The sequence below is a fragment of the Diaphorobacter sp. HDW4B genome (assembly GCF_011305535.1).
GTDB lineage: Bacteria > Pseudomonadota > Gammaproteobacteria > Burkholderiales > Burkholderiaceae_C > Diaphorobacter_A.
This window is the reverse complement of the sequence record NZ_CP049905.1, coordinates 2350986-2367062: the sequence shown is the minus strand read 5'-3', so window position 1 is coordinate 2367062 and position 16077 is coordinate 2350986. Positions and strand designations below refer to the sequence as shown.

16 protein-coding genes and 1 pseudogene are annotated in these 16077 nt (G+C 62.9%); 10 read left to right on the top strand and 7 right to left on the bottom strand.

Annotated elements, in window-relative coordinates:
• Positions 1-34: 34 nt before the first annotated feature.
• Both G7048_RS10995 and recQ read right to left on the bottom strand, forming a co-directional pair.
• Positions 35-1075 (bottom strand): carbon-nitrogen hydrolase family protein, encoded by a 1041-nt coding sequence (locus G7048_RS10995; RefSeq protein WP_166068180.1) that lies wholly within the window; start codon positions 1073-1075, stop codon positions 35-37.
• 163 nt (positions 1076-1238) lie between these two features.
• Positions 1239-3104: a DNA helicase RecQ gene (recQ, locus tag G7048_RS10990; RefSeq protein WP_166068179.1), complete on the bottom strand. Its 1866-nt coding sequence runs from the start codon at positions 3102-3104 to the stop codon at positions 1239-1241.
• 209 nt (positions 3105-3313) lie between these two features.
• Here recQ and G7048_RS10985 point away from each other — a divergent pair, with 209 nt between their 5' ends.
• From G7048_RS10985 to G7048_RS10975, 3 genes are all read left to right on the top strand, one after another.
• Positions 3314-4387: a homocysteine S-methyltransferase family protein gene (locus G7048_RS10985; protein WP_166068178.1), complete on the top strand. Its 1074-nt coding sequence runs from the start codon at positions 3314-3316 to the stop codon at positions 4385-4387.
• A gap of 62 nt (positions 4388-4449) precedes the next feature.
• The gene (locus G7048_RS10980; protein WP_166068177.1) at positions 4450-5481 is read left to right on the top strand and encodes a virulence RhuM family protein; all 1032 of its coding nucleotides are present in this window, start codon (positions 4450-4452) and stop codon (positions 5479-5481) included.
• A 112-nt stretch (positions 5482-5593) separates the two neighbouring features.
• A complete protein-coding gene (locus G7048_RS10975; RefSeq protein WP_166068176.1) occupies positions 5594-6976 on the top strand; it encodes an aspartate aminotransferase family protein in 1383 nt (460 codons plus the stop codon).
• On the opposite strand, the gene G7048_RS10970 is transcribed toward G7048_RS10975, so the two are convergent.
• Positions 6977-7834 (bottom strand): carboxylesterase, encoded by an 858-nt coding sequence (locus tag G7048_RS10970; protein ID WP_166068175.1) that lies wholly within the window; start codon positions 7832-7834, stop codon positions 6977-6979.
• Entirely contained in the window at positions 7834-8529 is a 696-nt protein-coding gene (locus G7048_RS10965; RefSeq protein WP_166068173.1) for an MtnX-like HAD-IB family phosphatase, read from the bottom strand. Before G7048_RS10965 ends, G7048_RS10970 begins: the two co-directional genes overlap by 1 nt.
• Positions 8530-8791: 262 nt before the next feature.
• On the opposite strand from G7048_RS10965, the gene G7048_RS10960 reads away from it, so the two are divergent.
• The 4 genes from G7048_RS10960 (at position 8792) to G7048_RS10945 (ending at position 13043) form a co-directional block, all read left to right on the top strand.
• Positions 8792-9532: a response regulator gene (locus G7048_RS10960; RefSeq protein WP_166070919.1), complete on the top strand. Its 741-nt coding sequence runs from the start codon at positions 8792-8794 to the stop codon at positions 9530-9532.
• 79 nt (positions 9533-9611) lie between these two features.
• Positions 9612-11300, top strand: a complete 1689-nt coding sequence (locus G7048_RS10955) for an acyl-CoA dehydrogenase family protein (RefSeq protein ID WP_166068172.1) — start codon at positions 9612-9614, stop codon at positions 11298-11300.
• Between the two features lie 244 nt (positions 11301-11544).
• Positions 11545-12744 (top strand): threonine ammonia-lyase, encoded by a 1200-nt coding sequence (locus G7048_RS10950; protein WP_166068171.1) that lies wholly within the window; start codon positions 11545-11547, stop codon positions 12742-12744.
• Between the two features lie 134 nt (positions 12745-12878).
• Positions 12879-13043 (top strand): hypothetical protein, encoded by a 165-nt coding sequence (locus G7048_RS10945; RefSeq protein WP_166068170.1) that lies wholly within the window; start codon positions 12879-12881, stop codon positions 13041-13043.
• Between the two features lie 143 nt (positions 13044-13186).
• On the opposite strand, the gene G7048_RS10940 is transcribed toward G7048_RS10945, so the two are convergent.
• Positions 13187-13975, bottom strand: coding sequence for a hypothetical protein (locus G7048_RS10940; RefSeq protein ID WP_166068169.1), 789 nt, complete (start codon positions 13973-13975; stop codon positions 13187-13189).
• Between the two features lie 20 nt (positions 13976-13995).
• Here G7048_RS10940 and G7048_RS10935 point away from each other — a divergent pair, with 20 nt between their 5' ends.
• Positions 13996-14151 carry a hypothetical protein gene (locus tag G7048_RS10935; RefSeq protein WP_166068168.1) on the top strand — a complete coding sequence of 52 codons (156 nt, stop codon included), beginning with the start codon at positions 13996-13998 and terminating at the stop codon, positions 14149-14151.
• Positions 14152-14351: 200 nt separating this feature from the next.
• Here the strand turns inward: G7048_RS10935 and G7048_RS28775 are convergent.
• Positions 14352-14516, bottom strand: a pseudogene (locus tag G7048_RS28775) (hypothetical protein); the annotation flags it as partial.
• Positions 14517-14592: 76 nt separating this feature from the next.
• Here G7048_RS28775 and G7048_RS10925 point away from each other — a divergent pair.
• Positions 14593-14967 (top strand): hypothetical protein, encoded by a 375-nt coding sequence (locus G7048_RS10925; protein WP_166068166.1) that lies wholly within the window; start codon positions 14593-14595, stop codon positions 14965-14967.
• A 75-nt stretch (positions 14968-15042) separates the two neighbouring features.
• On the top strand, positions 15043-15177 hold the full coding sequence (locus G7048_RS28670; RefSeq protein WP_256376557.1) for a hypothetical protein: 135 nt from the start codon (positions 15043-15045) through the stop codon (positions 15175-15177).
• 250 nt (positions 15178-15427) lie between these two features.
• Here G7048_RS28670 and G7048_RS10915 read toward each other — a convergent pair whose 3' ends face one another.
• Positions 15428-16042, bottom strand: a complete 615-nt coding sequence (locus tag G7048_RS10915; protein WP_166068165.1) for a hypothetical protein — start codon at positions 16040-16042, stop codon at positions 15428-15430.
• Positions 16043-16077 lie beyond the last annotated feature (35 nt).

Here is a 16077-nt window from a genome sequence, read left to right as displayed (position 1 = left end):
TTGCGGATGAAGGTATGGATGCAGGTCCCGAGCCTCATTCGGCATCTTCGGTCGAAGCTTCTTTCGCGCCCAAACCGACGACGTGGGCGGCACCGTTGAGCTGCGAGCCAGCAGGCAACTGCGTGACCACGCGGTCCCCCGGCGTCTTGTTGAGCAGCAAGCGCGTCACATCGGGCCGTGCGTAATGCCCGGCCGGGTCGGCAGCAGCCTTGGCGAGAGAGATCATTCCCAGATCGATATCCGCAATCACCAGCCCCTCTTCGGTCTCGGCCAGAACGCCGCCAAGCTGCGAACCATCGGGTGCGTAGATGCGCGCAAAGCCACCGCCGACCAGCAGAAACTGCTTTTGCATCTCGTCCGTGCAAAGCAGCTCGTGCATGGGCTTGGAGACCACAGCGCAGGGCGCGATCACAAAGCACTGGCCTTCCGCCGCGTACACCTTGCTCACCGCGTTGTTCACGTCGGCACTCAGCGCGTGGGCCCCACCGCGATAGACCGAAAAGCTGGGCCAGGCGCCGATGTGGATCTGCTCGTTCTGCGCATACATCGCGAACTTGGTGAGTGGCTGCAGATGCTCCCAGCAGTTGAGCATTCCCACCTTGCCGATGGCTGTGTCGATCACGTTGAGATCGCTGCCGTCCCCGTCGCCGAACACCGTGCGCTCGACATGCGTGGGCCGCAGTTTGCGCCGCGTCATCTGCACCTGTCCGGTGTTGTCGATCAGCGCCTGCGCGATGTAGAGGCTGCCGCCCGAGCGCTCGCTGAAGCCCACCGACAGCCAGAGATTGAACGCGCGCGCCGCATCGGCCAGGCGCTGGAATTCAGGCGATCCCAGCGTCAACGAATTGTCGAAATACCGCTGCACATACTGCATGCCGACGGCCGGCGCAGTCAGCCAGATCCACCATGGATAACCGGGGATCCAGGTCTCCGGAAACGCCACCAACTGCACGCCCTGGCGCGCCGCCTGCTCCATCATCACGATGGTCTTGTCGATGGTCGCGTCGATGTCCAGAAAAACCGGCGCGGCTTGCACTGCGGCAACGCGCAGCTTGGGGTGGTTGGGTGTCGGCATGGTCAGGCCTTTCAGGGTGAAGAAATCGCCCTTTGCGAGCGGATGAAATGAACGAGTTCATCTTCCGATCGCCTGCCCCGACTGTCTTGCCTGTGAGTGATGGCGGCATTGATCCTGCATCGCCGCCGCTGCGGGCGTTCACCTCAATGCCCGCGCTGATTCCTCAACCCGGGCTGACGCAGACCCGCAGCACCTCGGCACCGTAGGCTTCGAGCTTCTTGGAGCCGATGCCGTTGATGCCTTGCAGGTCTTCGAGCGACGTCGGATTGCGCTCGGCAATCGCAGCAAGCGTCGCGTCGTGAAAGATCACATACGCGGGCAGGTTGTGCTCGCGTGCGACCTCGGCGCGCCAGGCCTTGAGGTTGATGAAGCGCACCTGGCCGTCCTGATTGAGGCTCTCGGCGGCCACGGACAGCTTGACGCCGGTCTTCTTCTTGGTGCGCTTGACCGCGCCCGCCATGGCTTCACGCAGCAGCACGGACTGCTCGCCGCGCAGCACCGGGCGCGAGCCGTTCGTGAGGCTCAGCGTGTCGAAGCTGTAGCCGCTCTCCAGTTGCACCTTCTGCAGACCGACCGCGCCGGTGGCGAGCAACTGGCGCAGCACGCCGCGCAACTGCGGCTCGGAATACTCGGTGCCGAGGCCGAACGTGGAGAGCTTTTCGTGGCCGAACTGCTTGACCTTGTCCGTGTCCTTGCCGCGCACGATGTCCATGATGTGGCCGGTGCCGAAGGCGATGCCGCTGGCCTCGTGCACCCGGTAGATGGTGGACAGCAGCTTGCGCGCGGCGTCCGTGCCGTCCCAGACTTCGGGCGGATGCAGGCAGTTGTCGCAGTTGCCGCAGGGCTCGGAATGTTCGCCGAAGTACGACAGCAGACGCACGCGGCGGCAGTCGGTCGCTTCGGCCAAGCCCAGCAGCGCATCGAGCTTGCCGCGCATTGCATGTTTGAATTCTTCGGTCGCGGGGCTGTCGTCGATCATGCGGCGCTGGTTCACCACGTCGTTGAGGCCGTAGACCATCCACGCATCCGCAGGCAGCCCGTCGCGGCCCGCGCGGCCGGTTTCCTGGTAGTAGCCTTCGATGTTCTTGGGCATGTCCACATGGGCGACAAAGCGCACGTCCGGCTTGTCGATGCCCATGCCGAAGGCGATGGTGGCGGTCATCACGATGCCGTCTTCGCGCAGAAAGCGGTCCTGGTTCCGCTGGCGCACGTCCTGCGGCAAACCGGCGTGATACGGCAACGCAGTGATGCCCGCATCCACCAGCGCCTCGGCCAGTTCCTCCACGCGGCGGCGCGACTGGCAATAGACCACGCCCGCGTCGCCCAGATGCTCGCGCTCGATGAACTTGAGCAACTGCGTGAGCGGCTCTTTTTTCTCGACGATGGTGTAGCGGATGTTGGGCCGGTCAAAGCTGCTGACGAACTGGCGCGCATTCTGCAGCTTCAGGCCTTCGACGATGTCGACCCGCGTGAGCGCATCGGCCGTCGCGGTGAGCGCCACGCGCGGCACGCCGGGATAGCGGTCGTGCAGCACCGAAAGGAGCCGATATTCGGGCCGGAAATCATGTCCCCACTGGCTCACGCAGTGGGCTTCGTCAATCGCGAACAGGCCAAGCTGACCACGTTGATACAACCCGTCCAGCAGGCCCAGAAACCGCTCGGTGTTCACCCGTTCGGGCGCGGCGTAGAGCAGCGTGATCTCGCCGCGCGAGACGCGGTTTTCCACATCCTGCGCCGCCTGCCAGTCGAGTGTCGAATTGAGAAAAGCAGCCTCCACGCCCGCCTCGTGCAGCGCGCCAACTTGGTCGTGCATCAGCGCGATCAGCGGCGACACCACGATCGCCACGCCCTTGCCCGCATCGCGTCGCACGATGGCCGGCACCTGATAGCACAGCGACTTGCCGCCGCCCGTGGGCATGAGCACGAGAGCGTCACCGCCCGCGATCACATGCTCGATGATGGCCTGCTGGGGGCCACGGAACTGCTCGTAGCCGAAGACATCATTCAAAACAAACTGCGCGGGAGACAAATCGGAACTCTCTCTTTTCGATAGCACTCACGCCTTTCTCGGCTTGGATTCAAGCCATGATGAGGTGAAGCGGGGGAAGGTGCCGCAAGCCTGCGCGCACCCGGATTTCAACCGGGTATTGTGCCGCCTGCGCCCGGCAAATCCTCTGACGGGTACGGACTCCCGAGTGCAAAGCATGGAGAACGGCGCAGCTTTCCTACAATAGCGGGATGACTCTGCCTCACTACACCCGCGCTCAACAGCTTCCCGACATTCTGGAGAACCGCATTGCGATTCTCGACGGTGCCATGGGCACGATGATCCAGCGCTTCAAGCTGGGTGAGGCTCAGTACCGTGGCGAAGGCTACACCGGCCCCGACGGCACAGGCGACCGCTTCAAGGACTTTCCGCGCGACGTGAAGGGCAACAACGAGCTGCTCTCGCTCACCCGCCCCGACGTGATCCGCGACATCCACGAGCGCTATCTGGCCGCTGGTGCCGACCTGATCGAGACCAACACCTTCGGTGCCACCACCATCGCGCAGGAAGACTACGGCATGGCCGAACTGGCGCGCGAGATGAACCTCGCCTCGGCCAAACTGGCCCGCGCCGCCTGCGACAAGTACTCCACGCCCGACAAGCCCCGCTTCGTCGCCGGCGCCCTTGGCCCCACGCCCAAGACCGCCAGCATCAGCCCCGACGTGAACGACCCGGGCGCACGCAACGTCACCTTCGAGCAACTGCGTCAGGCCTATTTCGAGCAGACCGTCGCGCTGATCGAAGGCGGCTCGGACGTGATCCTCGTCGAAACCATCTTCGACACCCTGAACGCCAAGGCCGCCCTGTTCGCCGTGGAAGAAGCTTTTGACCACACCGGCGAAGTGCTGCCCATCATGATCAGCGGCACCGTCACCGACGCCTCGGGCCGCATTCTCTCGGGCCAGACCGTCACCGCCTTCTGGCACAGCGTGCGCCACGCGAACCCGCTCTCCATCGGCCTGAATTGCGCCCTCGGCGCGACGTTGATGCGCCCGTACATCCAGGAACTGAACAAGGCTGCGCCGGACACCTTCATCAGCTGCTACCCGAACGCCGGTCTGCCCAATCCGATGAGCGACACCGGCTTTGACGAAACGCCCGACGTCACCTCGCGCCTCGTGCACGAGTTCGCAGCGGAAGGCCTGGTCAACGTGGTGGGCGGCTGCTGCGGCACCACGCCGGATCACATCGCGGCCATCGGCAAGGCGGTGGACAGCGTGAAGACGCGGCGGATTTTTGGATTTTTGACGGAAGCCGTTGCCTGAGAGCAGACCCGCCGTAGCCGACTTGCACAAAAAATGGCCGCTTGTGTCCCTAGGAGCAAGACATGAGTGACAAGGCGGTGGGTGCGGAGTTGGTTCTGTATGCGACAGAAGATGGAAGCGCGCAGTTTTTCCTGCGATCAGACGGTGGCTCCGTCTGGTTGACGCAGTTGGAACTTGCGCAGCTCTTCGAAACCACCAAACAAAACATCAGCCTGCACGTGCGCAACGTGCTTGCCGAAGGTGAGTTGCGCGGCGATTCAGTTGTCAAGGAAGACTTGACAACTGCCGCTGACGGCAAGCGCTACCGCACGCAGCTCTACAACCTCGACATGATTCTCGCGATTGGCTATCGCGTGAAATCGCCGCGTGGCACGCAGTTCCGGCAATGGGCCAGCACGCACCTGAAGGAGTACCTGATCAAGGGCTTCGTCATGGATGACGAGCGGCTCAAGAACGGTGACCGCTGGGACTATTTCGACGAGCTGCTGCAGCGCATCCGCGACATCCGCAGTTCCGAGAAGCGTTTCTACCAGAAGGTGCGCGACCTCTTCGCGCTCTCGGTGGACTATGCCGACGACGGCGAGGCGACCGGCCTGTTCTTCGCAGAGGTCCAGAACAAGATGTTCTTCGCCGTGACCTCGCAGACTGCCGTCGAACTCATCGTGCAGCGCGCCGATGCCGCGCAGCCCCACATGGCGCTCACCTCATGGAAAGGCGGGCGCGTGCGCAAGGCGGATGTCACCGTCGCCAAGAACTATCTGCACACCGAAGAACTCGACCGGCTCAACCGCATCGTCAGCATGTTTCTGGACTTCGCGGAACTGCGCGCCATGCAGCGCAAGGGGCTGAAGATCGGCGACTGGCGCGCGTATGTGGACAACTTCATGGCGTTCAACGAACAGCCGCTGTTGCAGGGCGCGGGCCACATGAGCCAGAAGGCAATGACCACCATCGCCCACGAACGCTACGAACAGTTTGATGCTGCACGTCGCCAGCATGAAGCGCGCGAAGCGGACGCAGCAGACCTCCAGGAGCTGGAGCAATTGGAGCAACTGGAAAAGCAGATCAGCGCCCGCTCGAAGCGCACACAATGAGATCGCGTCCGTGGACCGGAGAAACATCTCCACAATTCCTCCAAACTCCCTGCACTACCCGACAAGATTGAGCGCAGAAACTGAAAAGGCTTAAATCAGGAGCCTTTTCGCTGTGACCATCAATACCGCTCAACTCTTGGCCGACGAGGCCAAGTACTGCTCGTTTGGCGACACCGTCCACTACGTCAATCCCCCCAAGATATTCACCGGCTGCGAAGGCAGCTACATGTACGACGACGCTGGCACGCCGTATCTGGATCTGCAGATGTGGTACTCGGCGGTCAACTTCGGCTACAAGAACAAGCGTCTTGAAGAGAGGATGATCGAGCAGCTCAAGGAGCTGCCGCAGGTCGCCAGCCAGTACCTGCATCCCACGAAGATCGAACTCGCCAAGTTCATCGCGCAGGACGCGGAGAAGAAATGGTGCCACCAAGGCCGCGTGCACTTCAACGTGGGTGGTGCGCAGGCGATTGAAGACTCGCTCAAAGTGGTGCGCAACGCGAGCAACGGCAAGAGCTTGATGTTCGCGTTTGAAGGCGGTTATCACGGCCGCACGCTGGGTGCTTCGTCGATCACGTCGAGCTACCGCTATCGCCGCCGCTTCGGCCACTTCAGTGATCGCGCGCAGTTCATTCCCTTCCCCTATCCGTTCCGCCGCCCCAAGGGCATGACGGCCGAGGAGTATTCCGAGCAGATCGTGCGCGACTTTGCGCGCAAGTTCGAGAACGAATACCACGCGGTGTGGGACCCCAAGACCAACCAGTGCGAATACGCGGCCTTCTATGTGGAGCCGATTCAGGGCACGGGCGGCTACGTGGTGCCACCGCCCAACTTCTTCAAGGGCTTGAAGAAGGTGCTCGACGATCACGGCGTGCTGATGGTGGTCGATGAAATCCAGATGGGTTTCTGGCGCACCGGCACGCTCTGGTCGGTGGAAAACTTCGGCATCAAGCCGGATGTGCTGGTGTTCGCCAAGGCGCTGACCAACGGCTTGAATGCGCTGTCCGGCCTGTGGGCACGCGAAGAACTCATCAACCCCACCGTGTTCCCACCGGGATCGACGCACTCCACCTTCGCCTCCAACCCACTGGGTACGGCGCTGGGACTGGAAGTGATGAAGATGACGCACGAAGTGGACTTCGGAAGGCAAGTGCGCGAATCCGGTGCCCACTTCCTCGAAGGTCTGAAAGAACTGCAAAAGCGCCACAAGGAAATCGGCGATGTGGACGGCATGGGCCTCGCGCTGCGTGCGGAAATCTGCACCGAAGACGGCTTCACCCCCAACAAGGCGCTGCTCGACAAGATGGTCGACATCGGTCTTGAAGGGGGCCTGGAATACCAAGGCCAGAAGCGCGGCCTGGTGCTGGACGTGGGCGGTTACTACAAGAACGTGATCACCTTCGCGCCTTCGCTGATGATCACGCGTGGCGAGATTGATGAGGCGATGGTGTTGCTGGATCAATTGCTGCGGCGTGCCAAAAGGGCGATCCGTTGATCACCGATTCGCGTCGATGCGCTTCACAAAATCGTTGACGCGCGCAATGACGGTGCGTCGCTCGCGGTCGATGGTGATCATGTGATAGCTGTCGTCGAGCAGCACCAGCTCGACCTGCGCATGCACCAGACCACGCACGATGTCGTGCGCATTGGAGACGGCCGACACATCATCGTCTCTGGCATGCATCACCAGCGTGGGGGCGTGAATCTGCGACAGCCGGGATCGCACATGCGCGGACAGACGCCGCAATTCAAGCACCGTCCACCAAGGGTTGCCCGGCAGGCCTGCCTGCGCGCTGTGGCCGCTCCGCATTTTCTCGACGATTCGCTGCCGCAGAGCCTGGTCCTTGATGCCATAGGGCGGTGCCTCCATGAAAATGCGATTTCTTCCGATGCCAAGGCTTTTGAACAAAGGCAGCAAGAAGGCCAGCCGTGTATATGCCGGAAGACTCCATCCGTCAAAGCGCAATGTGGGCGAGAGCGCGCAGACTCCAGCGATCTGCCTGCCAGATGACGCCGCCACAAGCAGCGCCAGCAAGGCTCCCATGGATAGCCCCACGACAACCACCCGATCGACTTGCCCGGACAACCGCGCCAACGCCGATTCGACGCTCGCCAGCCAATCTTGCCATCGCGTTTGCACCAGATCGTCCACTGTGCCGCAATGGCCCGCCAACTGCACTGCGTAGACCGTGAAGCCCTCTCGATTCAGGCCCTTGGCCAGCACCTGCATTTCCGCGGGGGTTCCCGTCATGCCGTGGACCAGCAACGCACCCGTTCGAGCACAGCTCCCATGGCCCGAACGCGCGAACTCATGTGCCGTGATGCACAGCGATGCAAGCGTCGATTCGTTCATCAGACCACCGATCTTTCCTGCACCGTCGTCCGCAGAAGATGGCCAGCTTGCGCGAAACTCTGGAACGCTGCATGCGCAATGCCCTGCTCCACACAATGTGCGATGAGCCGGTCCTTGGCCAATACAAAATCGGCCCTGCCGGACACACAGAAGTCCGAGACGCCGTCCCCCACATAGAGCACCCGCTGCCGCCAGGATTGCCTTGCCGCCAGCCGCTCGCATTTGCAGTTGCCACTTGCACGCTCGCATCTCGCACTCCCCCATGGGAATTCCACGCGCCAGCGTCGCTCGCTCACCTGCACGAGGCGGTTGGCGATCACCTCCAGATTGCCCAGCCCGTGGCGCGCGAGCACATGCTGGATGGCATGGTCGAGGCCATCGCTCACCACCTGCACCTGAACGCCCAGCGCTTGTGCCACATCGACAAACTGCGCAAATCCAGCGTCGATGGCGACCGAGTCGAGATGCGCGTGCAGGTCGGCGGCGCTCATATCCAGCAAGGCCACTTGACCGCTCAGGCATTCGCGTGAACCGATCTGCCCCTGCGCCCACGCGCTTTCCAGAAATCGCCAGCCGGGCATGCCAAAGCTCCGCAGCAGGCTGTCGGTCACATCGCGCTGGCTGATGGTGCCATCGAAGTCGGACTGGACCACCCATTCCGTTTGCGGGATGGGTGGTCTTGCTGGTTGGCTCATGAGAATGGCTCCCTTGGTGAATCCAGCCGTGTCGACAACCAACGTGAAGCACAGCGGATGAAACAGAAGAAACAGACTTGGCACCGAAGCGTTCAGGGGCTCGGTAGCTCAAGCAACGAAGCGGCTTGGGGTGCTAAAAGCAAAATTCCCGTGCGCATTCGACGCTACCAATCTCATGGAAATTTGCGCGGTGGATGGAGAAAACATGGAGAACAACTTTTTCGCCTCGCAAGAACTGAACGAGTGGCACCACCAGCCCGGCATGGATGCGACAAGATCACGCAGGAAGCACCTGCCCGCCAATACGACTTCTGCGCTGGTGCTGGTGGCCGATGACGACCCGCCCGTCGCCACCGTTCTCTGCGCTCATCTGGAGGGCCACGGACTGCGAACCCGCATTGCGCGCGACGGGCCCGAGGCGCTGCAACTGTTTCGACGCTTTCGGCCCGATCTGGTGCTGCTCGACACCGACTTGCCGGAGCGCGATGGCCTGGACGTTCTGCGCGCCATCAGAGAGCACCATCCGACGCCGGTGATCATGCTGAGTGCGTTCGCGGGCGATGTGCACAAGCTCGTGGCACTGCGACTGGGCGCAGACGACTTTCTGGTCAAACCGTTCAACCCATTCGAGCTGGTGGCGCGCGTGCAGGCCGTGTTCAGGCGAACCCACGCTCAGCCAGCACCAACGACGGCCATTCGTGTCGGGGCTCTGGACATCGATCTGCAAGCGCATTGCGCTGTCGCACATGACCGCACCGGCAGAGCGCAGCCGCTGCCCCTGACGCTGACGGAGTTCCGCTTGCTGTCGCTGCTTGCCTCGCAACCTGGGCGCTGCTTTTCGCGCGCGCAGCTCATCGAGCGCTGCCTGCCCGAGAGCGATGCACTGGATCGCGTGATCGACTCGCATCTCTCGAAACTGCGTCAAAAGCTGCAAAACGCTGGACAGCCCGGACTCATCAAAACCATTCGCGGTGTGGGATATCGGCTGACACCGGACGACTGAACTGCTCGCAATCCACCATTGGTGAGCGAGCCACCTGTCCGTACACTGCCTCTTTGCAGTTGCCAATGCGGGGGTCGCCATGTCGTCATCCACCAAGCACCGGGAAGCCGTCTCCAACCAGTTCCCCGACTGGACCGACTACGACCTGCTCGCCACCGATCCGGCGCTGAATGAATGTCTGTCGCGAGCCGGTGTTGATTCGGCTGCGCTTGCAGACTACGCGCGCCAACTTGGGGCGCAGGCCACCTTCGCACTCGGCGAAATCGCCAACCGCCACACGCCTGAACTCCACACGCTCGACTCGCGCGGCAATCGCATCGATCAGGTCGAATTCCATCCCGCATGGCACCGGTTGCTGGGCATGTATCGCGAGCAGGGCTTGGTCTCGCTGCCGTTTGAAGAGCCCACACGCCAAAGCCGCTGGACTGCGTGGGCAGCAGGTTTTTATCTGCATGGCCAGGTCGAGCAAGGCACGCTGTGCCCCGCAACGATGACGCAGGCCAGCATTCCGCTGCTGCAGCGCGAACCTGCGCTGTGGGCGCGGTTGGGCGACAGGCTCATGAGCCACGCATATGACGAGCGCGATCTGCCGATGGCGCAAAAGGCGAGCCTCTGGATCGGCATGGGCATGACCGAAAAACAAGGCGGCTCCGACGTGCGCGCCAACACCACGCTCGCGCAGCCCGTGGGCGGTGGCGGGCGCGGGCGCGGGCGCGGTGGCGAGTATCGGATCAACGGCCACAAATGGTTTTACTCCGCGCCGATGAGCGACGCGCATCTGGTCGTCGCGCGGCTGGGCGAGGAGAACGGGCCGCTGGGCTGCTTCTTTGTGCCGCGCTGGCGTGATGATGGCCGCCGCAACGGCGTGCACATCCAGCGCTTGAAGGACAAGGTCGGCAACCGCAGCAATTCGAGCAGCGAGGTGGAATTTGCCAATGCCAGCGGTTGGCTCATCGGCGAGGAAGGGCGCGGCATTCCGACCATCATCGAAATGGCGACCTACACACGCCTGAACTGCGTGCTCGGCAGCGCCGCGATGATGCGCTCGGCCACGGTGCAGGCGCTGGCCTATGCACGCAGGCGCATGGCGTTCGGCAAGCATCTGGCGGAGCAGCCGCTGATGCGCGCGGTGCTGGCCGATCTGGCGCTGGAGAGCGAAGCCGCGCTGCAGTTGTCCATGCGACTTGCCCAAGCCTATGAGGACGATGCTGCTGGCGACAACGCGCTTGCCAGCGCATGGAAGCGCGTGATGACGCCCGCTGGAAAATTCTGGGTCTGCAAGCGCGCGGTGGAACTGACGGGCGAGGCCATGGAGGTCTTCGGCGGCAACGGCTATGTGAACGAAAGTCTGGTCGCGCGCCTGTTCCGCGAAGCGCCGGTCAACTCGATCTGGGAGGGCTCGGGCAATGTCATGTGCCTCGACGTGCTGCGCGCCCTCTCGCGCGAACGCGATGCGCTGCATTTGCTGTTCGACGACTTCCGCAACGCGGCACTCGACGAGCCGCGCATCGCCAAGGCCTTGCACGAATTGCACGCGCTGTTCACCGCGCCGCACGAGCAGCTCGAAGGCATTGCGCGCCTGCTGGTGCAGCGGCTGGTGCTGATCGCGCAGGCGTGTCTGCTCAAGCGCCACGCGCCCCCCTACATGGCCGACGCCTTCATCGCCACGCGGCTGGCCAGCCCCACGGGAATCAACGGCGTGTTTGGCGCGATGGATGTGCGCGGGCTGGAGGTCGATGCGATTCTGGAGCGCGCGCTGCCGCAGTGAATGACGGGGTGTCCGCACCCACATTGCGTGCGGGCGTTTGCAGTGCATCGGGCGCTTGAATCACACCTGCAGTGAAGACAGCCCTTGAGACGCGACGTCGCAGCCGCAGACAGTAGTTCTCCTACGGCAAGGCTGCGCAACAAAGTATCAAGGGCTGTATTCACGGCCCATGCACGGATAGCCCATCGAAGCCGCATGGCTTCGTCATCCAAATCGACTCGAAGCTTGCGCCAAAATGCATCCCATGCTCCAACTCCAAGACATCCAAAGTGCCGCCACCCGCCTACAAGGCCAGGTGCTCGACACCCCCTGCGTCGAATCCAAGACGCTTTCGCAAATCGTCGGCGCGCAGGTGTTTCTCAAGTTCGAGAATCTGCAGTTCACCGCCTCGTTCAAGGAGCGCGGCGCGTGCAACAAGCTCAGCCAGCTCTCGCCTGAGGAGCAGGCGCGCGGCGTGATCGCCATGAGCGCGGGCAACCACGCGCAGGGCGTGGCGTATCACGCGCAGCGTCTGGGCATGAAGGCCGTGATCGTCATGCCGCGCTTCACGCCCGGTGTGAAGGTCGAGCGCACGCGCGGCTTTGGTGCGGAAGTGGTGCTGCACGGCGACACGCTTGAAGAAGCGCGCGCCCACGCCTACCAGCTCGCAGACGAGCGCGGCCTCTCTTTTGTCCACCCCTACGACGATGAGCAAATCGCCGCCGGTCAGGGCACGGTGGCGCTGGAGATGCTGGCCGAGCAACCCGACCTCGACACGCTGGTCATCGCCATTGGCGGCGGCGGCCTGCTCGCGGGCATTGCCACGGCGGCCAAGGCGCTCAAGCCCGGCATCGAGCTGATCGGCGTGCAGACCGCGCGTTTCCCTTCGATGGTCAACGCGATCAAGGGCACGCACCACGAACAGGGCACCTCGACCATCGCGGAAGGCATTGCCGTCTCCAGCCCCGGAAAGATCACACAGGAAGTCATCGCCCGCCTGGTGGATGACCTCGTGCTGGTGCAGGAAGGCGACATCGAGCAGGCCGTGCTGATGCTGCTCGAAATCGAAAAAACGCTGGTCGAAGGCGCTGGCGCGGCGGGCCTGGCGGCGCTGGTGCGCTATCCCGAGCGGTTCACGGGCAAGAAGGTTGGCCTCGTGCTGAGCGGCGGCAACATTGATCCGCTGTTGCTGGCCGCCATCATCGAGCGCGGCATGGTGCGCTCGGGGCGGCTCGCCCGCATCAAGGTCAGCGCCCGCGACGTGCCCGGCGTGCTCGCGCGCATCACCGCCACCGTGGCGGCAGCGGGCGCGAACATCGACGAAGTCCACCACCAGCGCGCCTTCACCCTGCTGGCCGCGCAGAACGTGGAGATCGAACTGGTGCTGCAAACGCGCGGCAAGGAGCATGTGCAGCAGGTGCTGGAGCAACTGCGCGCTTCCGGCATGGAAGCCGATCTCATGTAATCAACTTCCGGCCACCGGATAAACCCCGCCGCCCGTTTTTTCAGCATTCGCTTAAACTTGGGCGAAATCAAGGCGGATCGTCCAGAACCGCCCCCACCCATTTCGGCATTTCATACGAACGAGGAGACTCCCGCATGGCCCACGATCACGACCACATCGCACCCAACCGCGCCGACGTCGAAGCCGCACACGCAACGGACATCACCCAGACCGTGGTGCCCTACATGCCCGTGGTGCTGCCCGTGGTGGGCGGTTTGATGATGCTGCTGCTGGCCTTCATCGCGGTGAGCATGGCCTGACGCGCCTTTTCCCGCGCTGCTTTTCGCCCAAGCCCTGCATTGCAGGGCTTTTTCATTGGCGACGCTCGACATGAAAAAGCCGCCTTGGCATGCAATCCAAGGCGGCTTTCGTTTTTTATGCGCCTGAAAATTCAGGCATCCACTCACTTGCCATGGCGCTCCCGAGCACCCGCTTGCCTTGCTCGGCGCTGGGCGATGGCCGCTCCCGCCAGCAACAGGCTGCTGAGCGCGGCCAGCATCCAGGCGGCATCAACAGGCACCGGCATGGGCTCGCCAGTCGCCGCCACCTTGATCTTCACGGTGGCGGGCTGCGCGCAAGGCAGTGCGCCGGTGGAGCAAGTGGCGCCCGTGGTGGCCGAGTTCAGCGTGGCGTTCAGCGTCACGCTGTCGCCATCCTTGAGCGTGCTGGCCAACGTGCCGGTGGCCGTATAGGTCAGCGAACCGCCCACAGGCAGATTCAGCCCCATGAGGTTCAAAGGCCCGCTCGCCTTGGTGAGCTGCGCCGACTGCACGCAGACCGCGCCACCACTGGCGGTGCAGGTCCAAGTGCCAAGCGTGAGGTTGGCAGGGGTATCCGTCGCCAGCACCCCATTGGTGATGGCCGAGCCCGTGGTGTTGGTCGCGATGATGGTGAAGGTGGCGGTGCCGCCCGGTGCGACCGTGCCGGGGCTGGCCGAGTGGGTGAGTGACAGCACCGGTGGGCCGGACGTGGTCACAGGGGCCGACGCCAGACAGGCTGCGTTCGGTGTCGCTCCGGTCAGGCTGCCCTTCGAGCAAAGCAGTTGCGGCTGTGCCGTGCCTACGGTGGCGGGCATCACGAAGGTGGTGGAGAACGGAGCGCTGGCATCCACGGTCGCGTTCACCAGCAGAGTGTAGGAGCCTGCCGGTTGCAGGACGCCATCCGCGTTGCTCGAGATGGTCTTGCCAGCCACTGCCAGCCACTGCCAGCCCTGTGGGGCAGACGCTGGGCGGACTGACCGTAGTCGCGCCGTCGGCCGCCGTGCAGGTGACCGAAGTGGGCGTGATGTTGGCGGGAGTGGTTGCGCCTGCCTGCACCTTGGCATCACTCACCGTGACGATGCCGTCGTTGGTGATCACGATGGTGTAAGCGGTCGTTCCCGTTCCCGGAACCAGATTGGAGTCGGGCGACGCGGTGTTGGTGATGCCAAGCAGCGGTTTGTTCGACGCAATGTGGGTCACCGCCTTCTGGCAGGCGCCCAATACCAGATTGCAGGTGGTGTGCGTCAGATCATCGGGTGTCCATGTGGCGGTGTTGGTGAACGTTGCCGTGGAGGTGGACGGGGCAATGACAGTCGCCGTTGCGGTGTATGTCAGCACCGCACCCGCGGGCAGGGTGTGGACTCCCAGACAGGCTGTAGGCGTGGATGTCGCACCGGCCACCACCAACTGGCAGTTCTCCGCCGTGGGCGCAGTCAATGCACTGCTGGGCCAGAGGTCGGCCAAAGTGCCGCTGGTGGCTCTGACACCCGTATTGGTGACCGTCACGGTGTAGGTGAGAGGGCTGCCTTCATAGACCAGACTGCCGTCAATGGGCAACGCGGATTTGTCCAGCGTCACCGACATGTTCGGCAGCAATTGGATGTTCGCAGTCGACTTGCATGGCAGTGCCGAAACCGTTGTGCCGTCCCAGCATTGCGTGCCGGCCATGCTGGATGTGACGGAAGCCGTATTGGTTGCCGTCGTCAATGCCGAGGTGGTCGGAACTGTGTCCACAGTGCCCTTGATGGTGAACACCAGGCTCGACTGTCCCTTGATCGCGAAAGCGGGCAATGGCACGACCGCACTGCTGGCATCGGTGATCTGGAGATTGCCGCTGCTGTCGATGGTGCCGTTCGCAGGTGTCGGGCAGGTGGCAAAGCTGTCGCCGGGGACGGTACAGCTCCATGTGCCGTCTTTCAGATAGGTGGTCTGCAGGGGGTCCGTCAATGTGATGCCGGTCACGTTGGGGGAGCCTTCGTTGGCCACCTTCACCTGATAGGTGACCGCATCCCCGGCCACGAATGGTCCGGCCGATGGCGCCGTTTTCTGGATGCTGATGAACGGCCCGGTGGAAATCGACGCGCTGGAACTGCACTGGTTCACGCCGTTGACGACGGGGCAGAGGCTTTCCTGACCGGTGGGGGGAATGGCGGTGGCGGTATTCGTGATGACCGCAGGCAGACCACTGCCCTTGGTTTTCGCCGAGAGAATCAGCATGATCTTGCCTCCCGCCGGGATGGTGGGCAGATTGATCTTGGTGGTGTCGCCAGCGACGACGGGCGTCACTGTACAGGCGGACGGCACCGGCGTGGTAGTCATGCACTGCCAGCTATAAGGTGTCGCAAGCAAGCCATTCGCGACGGGGTCTTGAAGCGTTACGCCAGTCAAATCTGGCGCACGGCATCATCCGCCAGGTAATCAAAATTCCAGGCGAATTTGGTGGGATCCACGCTTGGGTCCATATCGAACTGATACCTGAAGAAGGTCGTTCCTCGGGGCAGGCTGGCGCCACCCAGCCAGGTGGCATTCCCGAACGGAGAGGGCTGCCAGGCACCATCGGTGTACGGTGGAGCGCCATACCATTTGGCGGGATCCACATCCGTCTGCGGATTGAAAATCACCATGCCGCCCAAACCGATCGCATCGGTGGTCTGGTAAGGCTCTGCATTGCTTGGGGAGATAGTCGTCCAGTTCTTCGGGTACTGATCCCCCACATTGGTGGGGTACTGAATGGTGGAATTCACCATGTCCCAATGTTCGTCCTTCGTCGGCACTGCCGTTGTGGAATCGGCAATACGGGGGCTTGCGTTGTTGTAGCCGTTCGTGCCATCGATGGCGGTATTGATGATGGCAGGGTGGGTTGTGCAAGACAGTGTGGGAATGCGAGGTCTGGCTGGCGCGGTGGTCTGCGCCTGAGCGAAGCCCGTCACCAGCACGGATGCACACATCCCCCACTGAAGCAACCGTTTGAAAGCCATACCCGAACTGGAAATCGACATGTACCCCTCCTCCGTGACCATGACTGGGCTGGCTC

Excerpts from the sequence above, each read along its gene's own strand:
- G7048_RS10980 (WP_166068177.1), top strand. The coding sequence starts at position 4,450 with ATGAGTGACAAGGCGGTGGGTGCGGAGTTGGTTCTGTATGCGACAGAA.
- G7048_RS10915 (WP_166068165.1), bottom strand. The coding sequence starts at position 16,042 with ATGTCGATTTCCAGTTCGGGTATGGCTTTCAAACGGTTGCTTCAGTGG.
- G7048_RS10925 (WP_166068166.1), top strand. The coding sequence starts at position 14,593 with ATGGGCAACGCGGATTTGTCCAGCGTCACCGACATGTTCGGCAGCAAT.
- G7048_RS10960 (WP_166070919.1), top strand. The coding sequence starts at position 8,792 with ATGGATGCGACAAGATCACGCAGGAAGCACCTGCCCGCCAATACGACT.
- G7048_RS10970 (WP_166068175.1), bottom strand. The coding sequence starts at position 7,834 with ATGAACGAATCGACGCTTGCATCGCTGTGCATCACGGCACATGAGTTC.
- G7048_RS10945 (WP_166068170.1), top strand. The coding sequence starts at position 12,879 with ATGGCCCACGATCACGACCACATCGCACCCAACCGCGCCGACGTCGAA.
- G7048_RS10995 (WP_166068180.1), bottom strand. The coding sequence starts at position 1,075 with ATGCCGACACCCAACCACCCCAAGCTGCGCGTTGCCGCAGTGCAAGCC.
- G7048_RS10955 (WP_166068172.1), top strand. The coding sequence starts at position 9,612 with ATGTCGTCATCCACCAAGCACCGGGAAGCCGTCTCCAACCAGTTCCCC.
- G7048_RS10965 (WP_166068173.1), bottom strand. The coding sequence starts at position 8,529 with ATGAGCCAACCAGCAAGACCACCCATCCCGCAAACGGAATGGGTGGTC.
- G7048_RS10985 (WP_166068178.1), top strand. The coding sequence starts at position 3,314 with ATGACTCTGCCTCACTACACCCGCGCTCAACAGCTTCCCGACATTCTG.
- G7048_RS10950 (WP_166068171.1), top strand. The coding sequence starts at position 11,545 with ATGCTCCAACTCCAAGACATCCAAAGTGCCGCCACCCGCCTACAAGGC.